Below are 15,801 nucleotides of genomic sequence, written 5' to 3'. Positions count from 1 at the left end.
GACGGACTCGGGCGGCCTCTTCCCGACCGCTGTGCACGGCGGGTGCCCGGCCCCCGGCCGTGCCGTGCACCGGGGGCCGCTCGGCTCACCAACCGGTACCGCCAGGCCGCGGGCCCGGTCGTCTACGGGCCTCCGGGGAGTTCAGGGCGGACTCCGTCGCGGCGTGCACCGGCCGTCCCGCGGCGCGCAGCGCCTCCCGCACCTGCGGCCGGGGCTGTACGACGGGCAGGGCGCGGCCGGCGAAGACGACGGCTCCGGTCGCCCGGTCCACGGGCCGCACCGCGGCCGCGCGGGCGAGGTGCACCTCGGTCATGTCCGGCACGGGGTGCTCGGCGGCCCGGTCGGCCTGGGCGATGTGCTCGGCGAGCGCCTTGGGGAGCTCCGGGGCGTGGGGGGCGTCGACCGTGCCCCGGGCACAGGACAGCTGACCGTTTTCCATGGGATCGGACTTCCTGGGTGATGGAAGGATCAGCCAGCCGCGTCTTGACCGGGAGTTCACTGTGCCTCCGGCCCCGCCCCGACGCAACGATTCGGCTCGGGCGTGTCGCGCCTCGGGCGGTTCAGCCGGCATACCGCCGTGCGGGTGAGCTCCGGCGGGCCCCCTGAGTGCGGCCGGCCTTCGTTCCAGCTCCGGCGGTCCCGGGTCGCGCTGGCGCAGCACCCACGGCAGTGCGGCGGTGACGTGGGCGAACGCGGGCGCGGAGGCGGCGTCCCGGGCCCGGTGGACACCGCCGCCGATCCGGCCGATCCCGCGGCCACCGGGTCCCCCGAGATAGCCGCCCGGGACGGCACGGCACGGCGACCCGGCACCGGGACGTCGGCGCGCGGCTCACCGCGTGGCTGTCCGGCAGGGACTGTGCGCGCCTGCCGGGCGACACCCGGCCGGCCGCGGACGACTGGCATCTGTGCGGCCCCACTCGAGGCGGGGCGCTCGGCGGGGAGGTGCTGGACCGCTGGTGGCGGAGGGGTGCTGTCCGAGTCGGGCCGGACGGCCGCGGACCGCCACTCGATGCGCCGCCCCGTGCGGGCGGGCCGTGTAGCGCGCCGTCCGCGGGGCACTCGGCGCGGCGACGGCGGGCCGCCACCGGCTCGCCGCGATGTCTCGCAGGAGGTGACGACATGGGCCACGGTGGAAACGTCATCCAGGAGCTGACGACCGATCACCGTGAGGTCGAGGAGATCTTCGGCCGCATCGCGATGCTGCCGCCCGGCTCCGGGAACCGCAAGAACCTCGCCGACCAGGCCACGATCGAGCTGGTGCGGCACTCGGTCGCGGAGGAGGAGTACCTGTACCCGGCGGTGCGTGAGCATGTGACCGGCGGGGATGCCATCGCGGACAAGGAGATCGAGGATCACTCCAAGGCCGAGCAGATCATGAAGGACATGGAGGGCCTGCAAGCGGACGATCCGCAGTTCGACACGCTCATGGCACAGCTGATGAGCGAGATCCGGGCCCATGTGATGGACGAGGAGCAGAACCTCTTCCCCAAACTGGAGGCCGCCTGCTCCGCGGACGCCCTGATGGACCTCGGCGACAAGGTACGCCGCGCGAAGAAGATGGCCCCCACGCGCCCCCACCCGTCCGCACCGGACACACCCCCGGCCAACAAGCTCCTGGCCCCAGGAGCCGGCCTGGTCGACCGCATGCGCGACGCACTGTCGGGGCGGGGGAAGGAGAGCTGAGGGACGGGGGCGACTGGGGCGGGGGCCGGGGCCGGATCGGTGGTCGGGGGCTGGTCGAGCCCGAGGGGGCGCAGGCCAACCGGCTTCCCAGAGGCGGCTGGTCGAGTCCGGAGGCGGAAGCCGGTTGGCCTGGCTGAGAGAGCTGGGGCCCAGGGGCGGCTGGTCAAGCCCGGAGGACAGGAACCAGTTGGCCCGGCTGAATCGAGCCCAGCGGCGGCTCGTCGAACCCAGACGGCAGGAACCGGTTGGCCCGGCTGAAAGCTGGGACCCAGGGGCGGCTTGTCAAGCCCAGAGGACAGGAACCGGTCGGCCCGCTGAAAGCTGGAGCCCAGCAGCGGCTCGTCGAACCCGCAGGGAAGGAACGAGTTGGCCCCGCTGAGAGCTAGAGCCCAAGGGAGGCTGGTCGAACCCAGAGGGCAGGAACCGGTTGGCCTGGCCGTTGGGCAAGGCTCCGGGGGGCGGCGCGAGCAGGGCCCCGGGGGCGCTGTTGACTGGTGACTTGTGACTGGTCGAGCCTGAGGGCGACCTCCGGTCGGCCTGGCCCGTAGCAAGGGGGTCGGGGCAACTGGTCGACATCGGCAGCGGCCCGCGACCTGGCCGGGCGCGGGCCCGAGTGGCCGAGCAAGCCCGGGGCCGCCTCTTGACCGGCCGGAGCAGGGACCTCGGGGCGGCGCTCGAGCCTGGGGCACGGCGGCGGCCTGACCTGACCGGGCACGGGCTCCGCCCCCGACCGGGTCACCGCCCACCGGCCACCGGCCACCGCTCACGCTCACCGCTCACCGCTCACCGGCATCTCAGCCCCACACGTCCGCCCACAACCTCCCGGCGCCGGACAGCCAGGCACCAGGCCCAGGCGCTCGCCTCCCGCACACCATGGGCCCGCTCTCACCGCCAGGCACCGGCCGAGTCGCCGGCGGCTCAGAGCGATGCCCCCGGGCGCCGGGCCCGCCCCCCCCTCAGAGCCACGGCCGCACCTGATTTCCAGAACCTGTCCGGTGGCGGAGCGCTCGGCACAGGAGGCTCAATGCCTGGACGAGGGTGAGGGGCCAGAGCAGTGCGAAGCAGCAGAGCAGGGCGGGGTCCGAGGTGCGGACGCCCACGACGGCCACGAACGCCGAGGCGATGCCGAGCAGCAGCACGGCCACCGGCAGCCACACTTCGCCGGGCGCGTCGCCCATGCGGCGCGCGAACCGGCGGTCCTGCCGGAGGCCCTTCTCGATCTGCAGCAGCACGAGCCGTTCACGCGGCGACAGCCGTACCTCGTCGTACATCGCCCACATCTCCCACATCTCCCGGTCGTCCACGGCGACGGCACCTCCTGCGCCCCTCGGGGGCCTCCGTCTCCGGACGCCCGAGTTCCCCGGACGGCCCGGCCGATGCGGACCGCGCCCGCGGCGAGAGCCGGGGCCGCCGCTCGGAACGACGTCATGACGAGCGGCGACTGGCCGCGACTCCGGGCGGTCGAACCCCGTGGCGCAGTACGGGAAAGCACCGGAAGCCGGACGGCGGCCGGCACGGATTCCCGTTTCTGCCGGGCGCGTTGCGTGTGCAGCGCCGGCACATGAACCGCTCACGGTTCGAGGGACGCCCGTCGCGCACCGTGACCACGGGCGTCCCGCGTGACCTCACCTGGTCCAAGGTCGATACTGCCTTTAGCTCCGTACTCCACCCAGCTCCCGCAAGGCGCACTAGGAGATACCGATGAGGATGCTGATCAACGTGCCGGAGACCGTTGTGGCGGACGCGCTGCGCGGGATGGCGGCCGCGTATCCCGATCTGACCGTGGACGTGGAGAACCGGGTCATCGTCCGCCGGGACGCCCCGGTGGCCGGGCAGGTCGCGCTGGTGTCCGGTGGCGGGTCGGGGCACGAGCCGCTGCACGGCGGGTTCGTCGGCCCGGGCATGCTGTGCGCCGCCTGTCCCGGAGAGGTGTTCACCTCGCCCGTGCCGGACCAGATGGCGCGGGCCGCGGCCGCCGTGGACAGCGGCGCCGGGGTGCTGTTCATCGTGAAGAACTACACCGGCGACGTGCTCAACTTCGACATGGCCGCCGAACTGGCCGAGGACGAGGGTATCCAGGTCGCCAAGGTGCTGGTGAACGACGACATCGCGGTCACCGACAGCCTCTACACGGCCGGCCGGCGCGGCACCGGCGCGACGCTGTTCGTGGAGAAGATCGCGGGCGCCGCGGCGGCCGAGGGGCAGCCGCTGGAGCGGGTCGAGGCCATCGGGCGTCAGGTGAACGAGAACTCCCGGAGCTTCGGTGTCGCGCTCAGCGCCTGTACGACCCCGGCGAAGGGCAGCCCCACCTTCGAACTGCCGGACGGTGAGCTGGAGTTGGGCATCGGCATCCACGGCGAGCCGGGCCGGGAGCGGCGGCCGATGATGACCTCCGGGGAGATCGCCGACTTCGCGGTGAACGCGCTCCTGGAGGACATGCCGCCGCACAGCCCCGTGCTGGTGCTGGTCAACGGCATGGGCGCCACCCCGCTGCTGGAGCTGTTCGGCTTCAACGCCGAGGTGCAGCGGGTGCTGCGCGAGCGCGGGGTGCCCGTGGCCCGCACACTCGTCGGCAACTACGTCACCTCCCTGGACATGGCGGGTGCCTCGGTGACGCTCTGTCAGGCCGACGAGGAACTGCTGCGGTTGTGGGACGCGCCGGTGAAGACCCCGGCGCTGCGCTGGGGGATGTGATACGGCGGACGAGGCGACCATCACCCGTACCACGCCGGTCAACCCCCCTACCACGCGAGGAGATCCAGTGCTCGACGCCGACTTCTTCCGCCGTTGGATGGCTGCGGCCACCGCGTCCGTCAACCGTGAGGCGGAGCGGCTCACCGCCCTCGACTCGCCCATCGGGGACGCCGACCACGGCAGCAATCTGCAGCGCGGCTTCACGGCCGTGGCGACCGCCCTGGAGAAGGAGGCGCCGGAGACCCCGGGCGCGATCCTGGTCCTCGCCGGGCGACAGCTCATCTCGACGGTGGGCGGCGCCTCCGGGCCGCTGTACGGCACGCTGCTGCGCCGGACCGGCAAGGCGCTCGGCGACGCCCCCGAGGTCAGCGAGGCGCAGCTGGCGGAGGCACTGCGCGCGGGCGTGGACGGGGTGATGGCGCTCGGCGGGGCGGCCCCCGGCGACAAGACCATGATCGACGCCCTGGTGCCCGCCGTGGACGCGCTCGGCGACGGCTTCGCCGCCGCGCGGGCCGCCGCCGAGGAGGGCGCGGTGGCCACCACCCCGCTGCAGGCCCGCAAGGGCCGGGCGAGTTATCTCGGCGCCCGCAGCATCGGCCACCAGGACCCGGGAGCGACCTCGTCGGCGCTGCTCATCGCCGGACTGGAAGAAGCGGCCGCGGGGGCGGGGGGCTGACGGTGAGCGACGAGAAGGTGGTCGGGATCGTACTGGTGTCGCACAGCGCGGAGGTGGCCGCCTCGGTCGCCGAGCTGGCGAAGGGTCTGGCGGGCGGGGCCCCGGCGGTTCCCGTGGCCACGGCGGGCGGTGTCGAGGGTGGCGGGCTCGGCACCAGCGCCGAGCTGATCTGCGCCGCCGCCGCCTCGGTGGACCGGGGGGCCGGGATCGCGGTGCTCACCGACCTGGGCAGTGCCGTGCTCACCGTGAAGACCCTGATCGCCGAGGGCGACGAACTGCCGGACGGCACACGGCTGGTGGACGCGCCGTTCGTCGAGGGCGCGGTGGCCGCGGTGGTCACCGCCGCCGCGGGTGCCGACCTGGACGCGGTGGAGGCCGCGGCGACGGAGGCGTACGGCTACCGCAAGGTGTGACCCGGCCACGGGGCCCGGCTGGCCACCTGCCCGCGTCGGCTCGCCGCGTCCGCATGTCCACGGCCACTAGCCCGCGGCCACTCCATGCGCGGTCACTCGATGTGCGATGCGACGAGCAGTCTGGCCAGCCGTTCCCCGATGGCCGTCGCCGCCGCGCGGTCCTGGATCGGATCCACGCGGGAGTTCTTGAAGACGATGTAGGTGACACCGGAAGGCGCCCCGCCGCCGCTCGGGTCGGTCCGGATACCGAGGCCACGGGCGGTGGCGTAGGAGGCCTCGCCGATTTCGTCACGCGGACCGGTGTCACCGACCACGGCGTACTGCACCCGCCCCCGGTAGACGACGGCGGCCACGGAACCGCCCTGTACGCCCTGATCGCGAGGGTTCCAGATGCGGCTCGGGGCCGGTACCACGATGTAAGGCAGGGTCTCGGCGTTCAGATTGCGGCCGTCGGACTGCTGGTAGGCGGTCATGGTGGCGAACTGCGGGTCGGTGCGGGGGTTGCAGCGGGGGGTGGACTGCCCGTCGCAGTCGATGTCCAGGTCGGCCTTCCAGAAGACGGCGTCCGGGGTGTCGCAGATGGACACCGTCGCGGGGCGGCCGTCGTCGGTGCGGTATCGGCCACGGGAGATCTTGTGGCACTCGCCCAGCCCGGCCAGCAGGTCGGTGGCGGCCACGGCGACCTGGCCGCGGGCCAGGGGCCGCTCCCGGGGCGCGATGGCGGCGGCCGGGACGGGCAGCGCGGCCGGGGCGAGCAGAGCGGCTCCGGCAGCGGCGAGCGTCAGCGAGGGGACACGCACGATGAGGGACCCTCTCGTCGGGGACACGGACATTCCGCCAACTCTGCGGCGGGTCCGCGCCCCCGGCCGTCCGGACCGCCCCGAAGGGGCCGGATGGAGCACGCTTCTGACACCCCGTGAGGGACGGCAGGAGCCAGTGCGATGACAGTGAGTGACAACAGGGGCCGGGGGATCCGGGCCGAAGCCGATCCGGATCCCCCGGCCGCCCGCGCCGGCGCGGGATGGGCGACGACAGCGTGTCCGCGCCACAGGCATGAACTTACCTGCTCTCCCGGGTAGTTCAGCCGTAGGGAGACTCAGCATACGTAACGTTCCGGGATGGTCACCAACGCGGGCCCCGCCCCGGTCACTCACCCGGCCCTGTCGGTCACTCACCCGGACGCTCCCGTTCACCCACCCGGCCTCGCGGCGCTCACCCACCCGGCCCCCTTGCCGTGGCCGCACCACCGCGCCATATTGGTCCGGACCTTTGCGTGATACCCATGCCGCCGTTCCGGGGAGGCAGAGCCGTGCGACGCGTTCCCTGGCCGCTCGTCCTGGTCTGCGGCGCCCTGCTGCTGGTCGCGTCCTGCGGCTGGAGCCGGGCCGACGAGGGCGACGAGGGCCGGGCACCGGGCGCCCCGACCGGCGTCACCGCACAGGCGGGCAGTGCCACGAGCGTGCACGTGATGTGGAACGCGGTGCCGGACGAGCCCGGTATCCGTCTCTACGAGGTATATCGCGGCACCACGAAGGTGGAGGAAGTCCCGGGCTCGCAGCACATGGTGGACGTCACCAGGCTCAGGCCGTCCACTGTGTATGCCTTCACCGTGCGGGCCCGGGACACCGAGGGCCGGCTGGGCCCGCCGAGCCGTGCGGTGCGGGCACGGACCCCGGCCATGGTGGCGGCGGACCGCTCGGCGCCGACCCGTCCGTCGCATCCCGCCGGACGGCCCGTGGGCAGCCGGGGGGTCCAGCTGTCCTGGGGCGCGTCCCGGGACGACCGGGGCGTGGTGTCGTACGACATCTGGCAGGGCGGGGCGAAGATCCACAGCGTCGGCGGAGGCCAGACGGCGACCGTCGTCACCGGGCTGCGCCCCGGCACCGCATACGTCTTCACGGTGCGGGCCCGCGACGCCGCCGACAACCTCTCCCCCGCGAGCGCCCCGGTCCGCCTCACCACCCCGGGCACCGACGACGGCCGCGACACGGCACCCACCGGCTTCGCCGCGACGACCCACCGGGCCGCCGGGGCGTACTACATCGACCTGTCCTGGGACCCGCCGCGCGTGGACGGGTTGATCACCGAGTACCAGATCCAGCTCGACGGCGCCGCGACCACCTCACTGGTGTGGGGCGGCACGCCCCCGCGCGGCCGGGCGGCCTACGGCTTCTACGTCGGCCGGAGCGCGGGCGAGGAACACCGGGTACGGCTCCGGGCGCGACTGCCGGACGGCACTTGGGGTGGCTGGACGCCGGAGCGGACGGTGGCCACGGCCGGCTGACGGGGCCCGCCTCCTCACACCGGTGACGGGCGGCCGGCCCAGGGGGCGCGGGGCTGCGTCGATGTGCGGCTCCGCCGCGTGGGCGCGACCAGCCGAAGACGACCCGCACCGCCGACGCACAGATCCCGGCGGACGAGCAGGCCACCCTGCACCGGCCGGAGGAAAACGTCACCCGACCGGGGGCCTGACGGGTGCGGCAGCCCACGGGGCCACGTTGGCTGCTGACCAGGCAGCACGGCCGTTCCCCCATCCCCGGCGGCGCATGAGACGTACCGCCACCGTGCCGCCGGAAGGCCGGCCCATGCACACCTCGCGACTCCTCGTCCGCTCCGGTCTGACCCTGGCGGCCGCCGCGGCGCTCCCGGCCGCCCTCGCCGGTCCGTCCGCCGCGGCCTCGGGCATCTCGGTCAGCACGGCCGGGTCCACCGTCTCGGTGGTCACCGGCATGTGCTCCGAGATCAACGGCAGCTGGGGCAACGCGGCCCTGCTCACCGGCAAGCAGGCGGACTTCGCCCAGGGCCGGCGGGCGGCCCTGGCGGGCACGTCCGTCAGCCAGTCCGCGGCCTGGTCGGGGGTGGGCTCGGGGACGTACACCGTGGTCGTGGTCTGCTCCAGCGGCAGCACGGCGGGCACCCAGTCGGTGATCGTCTCCTCCGGCTCGGGGCCGGCGGTCCCCTCGACCGTCTCCCCGGCGCCCTCCCGGGGTGTGCTGGGCGGACTGGGCGGAGCCGCCCTCGACCACGGCCCGCTGACGCTGGGCATCGGCGCGGCCCTGGCCGGCACCGGGGCGATCGCCACGGGCCGGTATCTGCGCCGCCGCTCGAAGCCGTACCGGCTCTGAGGCTCGTACCGGCTCTGAGGCTCGTACCGGCTCCGAACGGTCGTAGCGGCACCGGAGCGGTCGTACCGGCACCGGCGCGGGAGTCAGCCGGCGTCGGGCAGTTCGGTGAACTCCGCCAGGGCGTGGCTGAGCCACTGGGTCCAGAAGGTCTCCAGGTCGATGCCGGCCCGGAGCACGAGGTGGCGCAGCCGGTCCTCGGGGGCGTCCCGGTCCGGCGGGAAGTCGCGTCTCTCGATCTCCTGGTACACGGCCAACTGCCGCTGGTGCAGCTCCAGGTGACGGCGCAGATCCGCCTCCAGGCCCGCCGTGCCGACCACCGCCGCGGCCCGCAGCCGCAGCAGGAGCACGTCCCGCTGGGGCTTGGGATCCTGTGCGGCGGCGGTCCAGCGGGCCAGTTCGGCGCGGCCCGCGGGCAGCACCTCGTAGCTCTTCTTCTGCCCACGGGCCGGCTGCTCGGACGGCAGCGCGCGGATGAGGCCCTCGGCCTCCAGCTTCCCCAGCTCGCGATAGATCTGCTGGTGCGTCGCGGACCAGAAGTAGCCGATCGACTTGTCGAACCGGCGGGTCAGCTCCAGTCCCGACGACGGCTTTTCCAGCAGGGCGGTGAGGATCGCGTGCGGGAGTGACATGGCCTCATCCTAGGGAGGTGCGTCAGGCGCCCTACAGCGCCGCCGCCACCTCCGTGCCCTGCTTGATGGCCCGCTTGGCGTCCAGCTCGGCCGCGACGTCCGCGCCGCCGATCAGATGGACGCTGCGCCCGGCGGCGGCCAGCTCCTCGTACAGGTCGCGGCGCGGCTCCTGGCCGGTGCACAGGACCACGGTGTCGACCTCCAGGACGGTGCTCTCCTCGCCGACGGTGATGTGCAGGCCCGCGTCGTCGATCCGGTCGTAGCTCACGCCCGGGACCATGGTCACACCGCGGTGCTTGAGTTCGGTGCGGTGGATCCAGCCGGTGGTCTTGCCGAGGCCCGCGCCGACCTTGGTGGTCTTGCGCTGGAGCAGGTGGACCTGGCGGGGCGGGGCGGGCCGCTCGGGCGCGGCGAGACCGCCGGGCACCCGGTAGTCCATGTCGACGCCCCAGTTGCGGAAGTACGTCTGCGGGTCCTCGCTCGCCTTGTCGCCGCCGTCGGTGAGGTACTCGGCCACGTCGAAGCCGATGCCGCCGGCGCCGAGGATGGCGACCCGGTCGCCGACGGGGGCGCCGTCGCGCAGCACGTCCAGGTAGCCGAGGACGCGGGGGTGGTCGACGCCCGGGATGTCCGGGGTGCGCGGGGTGACGCCGGTGGCGACCACGACCTCGTCGTAGCCGGCCACGGTCTCGGCGGTGACCCAGGTGTCCAGGCGTACGTCGACCTCGTGCGCGTCGAGCTGGTGGCGGTAGTAGCGCAGCGTCTCGTCGAACTCCTGCTTGCCGGGGACCTTGCGGGCGACGTTGAGCTGGCCGCCGATCTCGCTCGCGGCGTCGAAGAGCGTGACCTCGTGGCCGCGTTCGGCGGCGGACACGGCGCAGGCGAGGCCCGCCGGTCCGGCGCCGACGACCGCAACACGCTTCTTCAGCCGGGTCGGGGCGAGTACCAGCTCGGTCTCGTGGCAGGCGCGCGGGTTGACCAGGCAGGAGGTGATCCTGCCGCTGAAGGTGTGGTCGAGGCAGGCCTGGTTGCAGCCGATGCAGGTGTTGATGGCCTCGGGCGTCCCGGCGGCGGCCTTGGCGACGAAGTCGGGGTCGGCGAGCATCGGGCGGGCCATGGACACCATGTCCGCGTGGCCGCCGGCCAGCAACTCCTCGGCGAGTTCAGGGGTGTTGATGCGGTTGGTGGTCACCAGCGGCACGGACACCTCGCCCATGAGCTTCTTGGTGACCCAGGTGTAGGCGCCTCGCGGCACGGAGGTGGCGATGGTCGGGATGCGGGCCTCGTGCCAGCCGATGCCGGTGTTGATGATCGTCGCCCCGGCGGCCTCGACCGCCTTGCCGAGGGTGATCACCTGCTCCAGGGAGGAGCCGCCCGGGACCAGGTCGAGCATGGAGAGCCGGTAGACGACGATGAAGTCCTCGCCGACGGCCTCGCGCACGCGCCTGACGATCTCGACGGGGAAGCGCATCCGGTTCTCGTAGGAGCCGCCCCAGCGGTCGGTGCGCTGGTTGGTCTGCAGGGCGATGAACTCGTTGATGAGGTAGCCCTCGGAGCCCATGATCTCGACGCCGTCGTAGCCGGCCCGGCGGGCGAGGCGGGCGGCGCGGGCGTAGTCGTCGATGGTCCGCTCGATGTCGGAGTCGGTCATCTCGCGCGGCACGAAGGGGCTGATCGGCGCCTGCAGCGGGCTCGGCGCGACGAGGTCCTGGTGGTAGGCGTACCGGCCGAAGTGAAGGATCTGCATCGCGATCCGGCCGCCCTCGCGGTGCACGGCCTCGGTGACCACCTTGTGCTGCTCGGCCTCCGCCTCGGTGGTGAGCTTGGCGCCGCCCTCGTACGGCCGGCCCTCGTCGTTGGGCGCGATGCCGCCGGTGACGATGAGGCCCACGCCGCCGCGTGCGCGGGCCGCGTAGAACGCCGCCATCCGCTCGAAGCCACGCTCGGCCTCCTCCAGGCCGACGTGCATGGAGCCCATGAGCACGCGGTTGGGCAGCGTGGTGAAGCCCAGGTCGAGCGGGGTCATCAAGTGCGGGTAACGGCTCATCGGGGCCCTCCGTGCGCGGTGTCGTCGCCTCTTGTTGTAGAGGACGGCCGAGCCTTTATGCAACTAGTTGCACAACCGTCGGGGGTGACGCCGACCACTCTGTACCTACTAGTATGTACATTCAGCACGCAGTCATGCCCGCTCCGAAAGGACGCCTCACCATGCCCTTCGTCCGGATAGACGCGCTCGGCACCGACCCCGCCCGCCTCGACGCGCTCGGCCAGGCCGTCCAGGACGCCCTGGTGGAGACGCTAGGTGTCCCGCCCGAGGACCGATTCCAGGTGCTGACCGGCCACGACGGCGCCACCAGCACCCTGCGCTACGACGGCTACCTGGGCGCGCAAGGACGAGTCGGTGGTGTTCGTGGCGATCACCATGCGCGCGGGTCGCTCCGCGGAGCTGAAGCGCGCGCTGTACCGGCGGATCGCCGCGCTGGTGCACGAGCGCACCGGCACCGCACCGCGCAATGTCGTCGTCACCGTCACCGAGAACACCGCGGCCGACTGGTCCTTCGGGGACGGAGAGGCGCAGTACGCCCCGGCCGGCGCTGAGCCGGCCGGGGCGCTGCCGTAGTGCGCAGGAGGGTCAGCGGCTCTGCAGCAGCAGATGGAGGTCCCGCTCCTGGTCGCCGGAGGCCGTGCAGGTCTCCTCGACGGTGAACATCGAGTCCAGGGTGTGCCGGAACCGGTCCACGGCCCAGTAGCCGCCCTGGACGTCCGCCTGGACGGACCCGCCGAGATGCACCGGCGGGCAGCCTGGCCCTCGGGCGTCCGCGACGTCGTACGTGCCGAGCCACACCATCGGCCGGACCTCGTGGAGCTGCTGCGGGATCTCGTCCGCACCGCGGTCGGACGCGAAGCACGAGCTCAGCGCGTCGAAGACGAGGCGGGCGTCCTCCTTGGATCCGCTGATCTCCACCGTGACGGTTTCCGGATGCGACCGCTCCGTGTGTCCCATTGATCGCTCCTTTCGTGGCCGTGCTGCGGTGGAGCGGGGTACCCCGCCGAACCGCGTCCATCCCCCAGGAAAGCACCACCTGCCGGTCGGCACACCCCCAGGCGGGCTCAGCCGCGGGAGAACTTGTACGTCTTGCTGTCGATCAGGATGCAGAAGCCGGGCGACATCACGATCACGCGCAGGATGCCGGTACGGCGGTCGTAGTCGATCCCCTCCACCTCGAAGGTCCCGGAGCAGCCGCTGCGCAGCGGGAGCCGGCGCAGGGCGGTGACATGCCCGGTGACGTCGCCGGAGCCGCTCGGCGGGGCCGACAGGTCGACCTGGAGCAGCGGCTTGGTGATGCCGAAGAGGCTGCCGTCCGGGTCGTCGGAGGCACACAGCAGGGTGGTGGGACCGGAGAAGTCGCAGCCCTGGACGTCGCGGACGGCGTGGTCCAGGTGCACGGTGGAGGCCTGCGGGAGGTTCGCCGAGGGCGAGGTGCCCGGGTTGACGCCGGGGGTCGGGAAGACCAGCAGGCGGTTCATCGTGCCCCACTCGCCCGAGAGCATCCACTGGCCGTCGGGCGAGATCGCGTCCCAGGAGTTGTTCAGGGCCTCGCCCGGGCTCAGCGTGTGCACGTACTCCGACCAGGTGCCGTCGGGCGCCTGCACGCGGTACATCTTCGAGTTGCCGGAATCCTGCTGATAGGGCTCGATGTAGTAGCCGTTGTAGGAGGCGTCGGGATCGCCGACGTGGTTCCAGCCGCGACTGGAGACACTGATGGGAATCGTGCCGATACCGGTGTATCGGTTGGGGCTGTTCGCCGGGACCTCGACGGAGGTCAGCCCCTGGCTCTCGGTCAGCGGGTCGGCCCGGTCGGAGCCGGTCTCGGTCCACGTGTCGGCCGCGGAGGCGGGCACGGGTGCGGCGAGAGACACGACGGCGGCGGTGGCGAGGGTGACGAGTCCGGCGAGAACTGCGTGACAACGTTGCCGGGCGGACGCGGGCATGGCCGACTCCTCGGGCGGGGTGTGGTGGGGGCACTCGATCGGCGCACAGTCTGGCGTGGCGTGATGGTCATGTACAGGCCAATCGCGCAACATGTGCGTGAACTCTCCCGGTCGGCCGCAGGGGCGTGCAGGATGTCCGGGAGCGGCGGCCGGCGCCGGCGTGGAGGCTTCGGCGGACGTGCACCACTGTGGCGAGGGAAGGTGGAGGTAACCGGCGAAGGGGTCGGAGAGTCGGGTGTGAGCGCGGTGGGTCAAGGGGAGTCGGCACGGGGGACGACGTGCCGTGCGAACGGGCGAAGGCGGTTCATGGCATGAGTGCAGCCGAGGCTCCGGCGGCGGAGGGCGGCGAGCCCGTGCGCGGGCCCCTGCGCCCCGGCGGCCTCCTCGACGTGCTGGGCGTGGCGTCGGTGGTGCTGGACACCGATGGCCGGATCGTGCTGTGGAGTCCGCAGGCGGAGGAGCTGTTCGGTTACACCGCGCAGGAGGCCCTCGGCCATTACGCGGCCCGGCTGATGGTGCACGAGCGGCACCTCGAACTGGTCGGCAAGCTGTTCGCCGATGTGATGCGCACCGGTCAGAGCTGGGCCGGCGGCTTCCCGATCCGGCACAAGGACGGCAGCACCCGCCTGGTGGAGTTCCGCAACATGCGGCTGATGGACGACCAGGGTGACGTGTACGCGCTCGGTCTGTGCGCCGACCAATCGACCGTACGGCGGCTCGAGCAGGACGTGGCGCTGTCCGAGCGGATGGTGAAGCAGTCACCGATCGGCTACGCCGTCCTGGACACCCGGCTGCGGTTCGTCTCGGTCAACCCGGCTCTGGAGCAGATCAACGGGGTGCCGGCCGCCGAGCACGTGGGACGGACGCTGCGCGAAGTGCTCCCCCTGCTGGACTCCGAGCGCATGCTGGCCGACGCCCGACGGGTGCTGGACACCGGCGTGCCCGTGATCGACAACACGATCGTCGGCCGTACCCCCGCCGACCCGGACGAGGAGCACACCTGGGCGCACTCGCTGTACCGGCTCGAGGACGCCATGGGCAATGTGCTCGGTGTCGCGGTCACGGTGGTCGACATCACCGAGCAGCACCGGGCCTCCCTGGCGGCGGAGGCCGCCCGGCGCCGGCTCGCGGTCATCGCCGATGCCTCCGCCCGGATCGGTACGACGCTGGAACTGGACCGCACCGCCTGCGAGCTGGCCGAGGTCGCCGTACCGGCGCTCGCCGACGTGGCCGCCGTGGATCTGCTGGACTCGGTGGTGGAGGGCCGGCCCAGCACGCTCGGCCCGTCGGAGGCGGCGGTGATCCGGGCCCTCGCGGTGCGCCCGGAGACCGGATCGGACGCCGTACGGGCCGCCGATCCGCCCGGCCGGATCGCCCGCTACGGATCCGACCGCCTGGTCACCGAGTGCGTGCGCTCGGGTGAGGCGGTGCTGGTGCCACAGGTGAAGGACGAGGACCTGCCGCGCATCGCCCGCTCCGCCGAGGCCGCCGAACTGCTGGGCCGGGCGGGACTGCACTCGTATCTCGCGGTGCCGCTGATCGCGCGCGGCGAGGTGCTCGGCGCGCTGGACCTCAAACGCACCTGTAATCCGGAGCCGTTCGGCGAGGACGACGTCCTGCTCGCCCGGGAGCTGGCCGCCCGCGCGGCCGTGCAGATCGACAACGCGCGCTGGTACCAGAACGCCCGCAACACCGCGCTCACCCTGCAGCGCAGTCTGCTGCCGAGCAGCCCGCCGGTCACGACGGGGCTGGAGGTGGCCTCCCGCTACCAGCCCGCCGGGGCCACCAGCGAGGTCGGCGGCGACTGGTTCGACGTCATCCCGCTGGAGGGCGCCAAGACCGCGCTCGTGGTGGGTGATGTGATGGGCAGCGGGATCAGCGCGGCGGCGACCATGGGCCGGCTGCGCACGGCGACGACGACACTGGCGGCCCTCGGCCTCGACCCGGCGCTGCTGCTGGAGCACCTGGACAAGACGACGTCGGCCCTGGACCACTCCATCGCGACCTGTGTGTACGCCGTCCACGATCCGCATCTGGGGCGGTGCCGGATCGCCAACGCCGGTCATCTGCCGCCGGCCCATCTCCGCCCGGGCCGGCCGCCGCGACTGCTCGACCTGCCGACGGGGGTGCCGCTGGGCGTGGGCGGGGTCGCCTTCTCGACCGTCACCGTCGACTTCGAGCCCGGCGACGAGCTGGTGTTCTACACCGACGGTCTGGTGGAGACCCGCCGTCACTCCCTGGACGAGCGCCTGGACTTCCTGCTGTCGCTGCTCGAGGCCCCGGGCCGCCCCCTGGAGGAGACCTGCGACCTCCTCCTGCGCACCCTGCACCACCCCGACAACCACGACGACGTCGCCCTGCTCATCGCCCGGGCCCAGGAACTGCCGTAGCGGGGGCGGACGTCGGGGCCGTACGCCGGTCACCGTGTGCGCGGACGGCTCGGCGAGGACAGGGCGGCCACCATCCCCCGCGGGGCGCGCCCGGGTTCGGGCGGGACAAATGCCTGGCGCGGTGGCGGGTGGGCGGCTACGCTCGCCGCGATGACGACTCATTCGACTCGCAGATTGGGGGTCCCGTCCGCGCAAGGT

General features: G+C 73.0%; 14 protein-coding genes and 1 pseudogene. 8 read left to right on the top strand and 7 right to left on the bottom strand.

All coding sequences use genetic code 11. The annotated features are described in order from the left end of the window. Positions 1–85: 85 nt before the first annotated feature. Positions 86–439, bottom strand: coding sequence for a hypothetical protein (locus BFF78_RS45065; RefSeq protein WP_069782681.1), 354 nt, complete (start codon positions 437–439; stop codon positions 86–88). A gap of 680 nt (positions 440–1,119) precedes the next feature. On the opposite strand from BFF78_RS45065, the gene BFF78_RS38510 reads away from it, so the two are divergent. After that, on the top strand, positions 1,120–1,683 hold the full coding sequence (locus tag BFF78_RS38510; RefSeq protein ID WP_069782680.1) for a hemerythrin domain-containing protein: 564 nt from the start codon (positions 1,120–1,122) through the stop codon (positions 1,681–1,683). 956 nt (positions 1,684–2,639) lie between these two features. On the opposite strand, the gene BFF78_RS38505 is transcribed toward BFF78_RS38510, so the two are convergent. Then, a complete protein-coding gene (locus BFF78_RS38505; RefSeq protein WP_069782679.1) occupies positions 2,640–2,987 on the bottom strand; it encodes a DUF3040 domain-containing protein in 348 nt (115 codons plus the stop codon). 397 nt (positions 2,988–3,384) lie between these two features. Here BFF78_RS38505 and dhaK point away from each other — a divergent pair, with 397 nt between their 5' ends. The 3 genes from dhaK to BFF78_RS38490 all read left to right on the top strand — a co-directional run bounded on the left by dhaK (position 3,385) and on the right by BFF78_RS38490 (position 5,466). Beyond that, the gene (dhaK, locus tag BFF78_RS38500; protein ID WP_069782678.1) at positions 3,385–4,377 is read left to right on the top strand and encodes a dihydroxyacetone kinase subunit DhaK; all 993 of its coding nucleotides are present in this window, start codon (positions 3,385–3,387) and stop codon (positions 4,375–4,377) included. A gap of 67 nt (positions 4,378–4,444) precedes the next feature. Further along, a complete protein-coding gene (gene dhaL, locus BFF78_RS38495) occupies positions 4,445–5,053 on the top strand; it encodes a dihydroxyacetone kinase subunit DhaL (protein WP_069782677.1) in 609 nt (202 codons plus the stop codon). 2 nt (positions 5,054–5,055) lie between these two features. After that, a complete protein-coding gene (locus BFF78_RS38490; RefSeq protein ID WP_069782676.1) occupies positions 5,056–5,466 on the top strand; it encodes a PTS-dependent dihydroxyacetone kinase phosphotransferase subunit DhaM in 411 nt (136 codons plus the stop codon). Between the two features lie 92 nt (positions 5,467–5,558). On the opposite strand, the gene BFF78_RS38485 is transcribed toward BFF78_RS38490, so the two are convergent. Beyond that, positions 5,559–6,266 (bottom strand): glycoside hydrolase family 75 protein, encoded by a 708-nt coding sequence (locus tag BFF78_RS38485; protein WP_069782675.1) that lies wholly within the window; start codon positions 6,264–6,266, stop codon positions 5,559–5,561. Between the two features lie 509 nt (positions 6,267–6,775). Between BFF78_RS38485 and BFF78_RS38480 the strand changes: the two genes are divergently transcribed. Continuing rightward, positions 6,776–7,750, top strand: a complete 975-nt coding sequence (locus BFF78_RS38480; RefSeq protein ID WP_069782674.1) for a fibronectin type III domain-containing protein — start codon at positions 6,776–6,778, stop codon at positions 7,748–7,750. Between the two features lie 301 nt (positions 7,751–8,051). Beyond that, positions 8,052–8,591: a hypothetical protein gene (locus tag BFF78_RS38475; RefSeq protein ID WP_069782673.1), complete on the top strand. Its 540-nt coding sequence runs from the start codon at positions 8,052–8,054 to the stop codon at positions 8,589–8,591. Between the two features lie 83 nt (positions 8,592–8,674). Here BFF78_RS38475 and BFF78_RS38470 read toward each other — a convergent pair whose 3' ends face one another. Together BFF78_RS38470 and BFF78_RS38465 are read right to left on the bottom strand one after the other, a co-directional pair. After that, positions 8,675–9,220 (bottom strand): PadR family transcriptional regulator, encoded by a 546-nt coding sequence (locus BFF78_RS38470; RefSeq protein WP_069782672.1) that lies wholly within the window; start codon positions 9,218–9,220, stop codon positions 8,675–8,677. Positions 9,221–9,251: 31 nt separating this feature from the next. After that, positions 9,252–11,267 carry an NADPH-dependent 2,4-dienoyl-CoA reductase gene (locus tag BFF78_RS38465; protein WP_069782671.1) on the bottom strand — a complete coding sequence of 672 codons (2,016 nt, stop codon included), beginning with the start codon at positions 11,265–11,267 and terminating at the stop codon, positions 9,252–9,254. Between the two features lie 161 nt (positions 11,268–11,428). Between BFF78_RS38465 and BFF78_RS38460 the strand changes: the two are divergent. Next, a pseudogene (locus BFF78_RS38460) lies at positions 11,429–11,840 on the top strand (tautomerase family protein). 12 nt (positions 11,841–11,852) lie between these two features. Here BFF78_RS38460 and BFF78_RS38455 read toward each other — a convergent pair. Both BFF78_RS38455 and BFF78_RS38450 read right to left on the bottom strand, forming a co-directional pair. Beyond that, positions 11,853–12,224, bottom strand: coding sequence for a hypothetical protein (locus BFF78_RS38455; RefSeq protein WP_069782670.1), 372 nt, complete (start codon positions 12,222–12,224; stop codon positions 11,853–11,855). Positions 12,225–12,331: 107 nt separating this feature from the next. Continuing rightward, positions 12,332–13,213: a hypothetical protein gene (locus BFF78_RS38450; RefSeq protein ID WP_069782669.1), complete on the bottom strand. Its 882-nt coding sequence runs from the start codon at positions 13,211–13,213 to the stop codon at positions 12,332–12,334. Positions 13,214–13,524: 311 nt separating this feature from the next. Here BFF78_RS38450 and BFF78_RS38445 point away from each other — a divergent pair, with 311 nt between their 5' ends. Next, positions 13,525–15,603, top strand: a complete 2,079-nt coding sequence (locus BFF78_RS38445; RefSeq protein WP_099055005.1) for a SpoIIE family protein phosphatase — start codon at positions 13,525–13,527, stop codon at positions 15,601–15,603. Positions 15,604–15,801: the final 198 nt, after the last annotated feature.

This window comes from Streptomyces fodineus (assembly GCF_001735805.1).
Lineage (GTDB): Bacteria > Actinomycetota > Actinomycetes > Streptomycetales > Streptomycetaceae > Streptomyces > Streptomyces fodineus.
Note: the sequence above shows the minus strand (reverse complement) of the source record. Positions and strands in the feature narration are given on the sequence as shown.

What these genes read in the sequence shown, in the direction of transcription:
- BFF78_RS38455 (WP_069782670.1), bottom strand. Translation starts at nt 12,224, where the DNA reads ATGGGACACACGGAGCGGTCGCATCCGGAAACCGTCACGGTGGAGATC.
- dhaK (WP_069782678.1), top strand. Translation starts at nt 3,385, where the DNA reads ATGAGGATGCTGATCAACGTGCCGGAGACCGTTGTGGCGGACGCGCTG.
- BFF78_RS45065 (WP_069782681.1), bottom strand. Translation starts at nt 439, where the DNA reads ATGGAAAACGGTCAGCTGTCCTGTGCCCGGGGCACGGTCGACGCCCCC.
- BFF78_RS38470 (WP_069782672.1), bottom strand. Translation starts at nt 9,220, where the DNA reads ATGTCACTCCCGCACGCGATCCTCACCGCCCTGCTGGAAAAGCCGTCG.
- BFF78_RS38465 (WP_069782671.1), bottom strand. Translation starts at nt 11,267, where the DNA reads ATGAGCCGTTACCCGCACTTGATGACCCCGCTCGACCTGGGCTTCACC.
- BFF78_RS38510 (WP_069782680.1), top strand. Translation starts at nt 1,120, where the DNA reads ATGGGCCACGGTGGAAACGTCATCCAGGAGCTGACGACCGATCACCGT.
- BFF78_RS38475 (WP_069782673.1), top strand. Translation starts at nt 8,052, where the DNA reads ATGCACACCTCGCGACTCCTCGTCCGCTCCGGTCTGACCCTGGCGGCC.
- BFF78_RS38450 (WP_069782669.1), bottom strand. Translation starts at nt 13,213, where the DNA reads ATGCCCGCGTCCGCCCGGCAACGTTGTCACGCAGTTCTCGCCGGACTC.
- BFF78_RS38445 (WP_099055005.1), top strand. Translation starts at nt 13,525, where the DNA reads ATGAGTGCAGCCGAGGCTCCGGCGGCGGAGGGCGGCGAGCCCGTGCGC.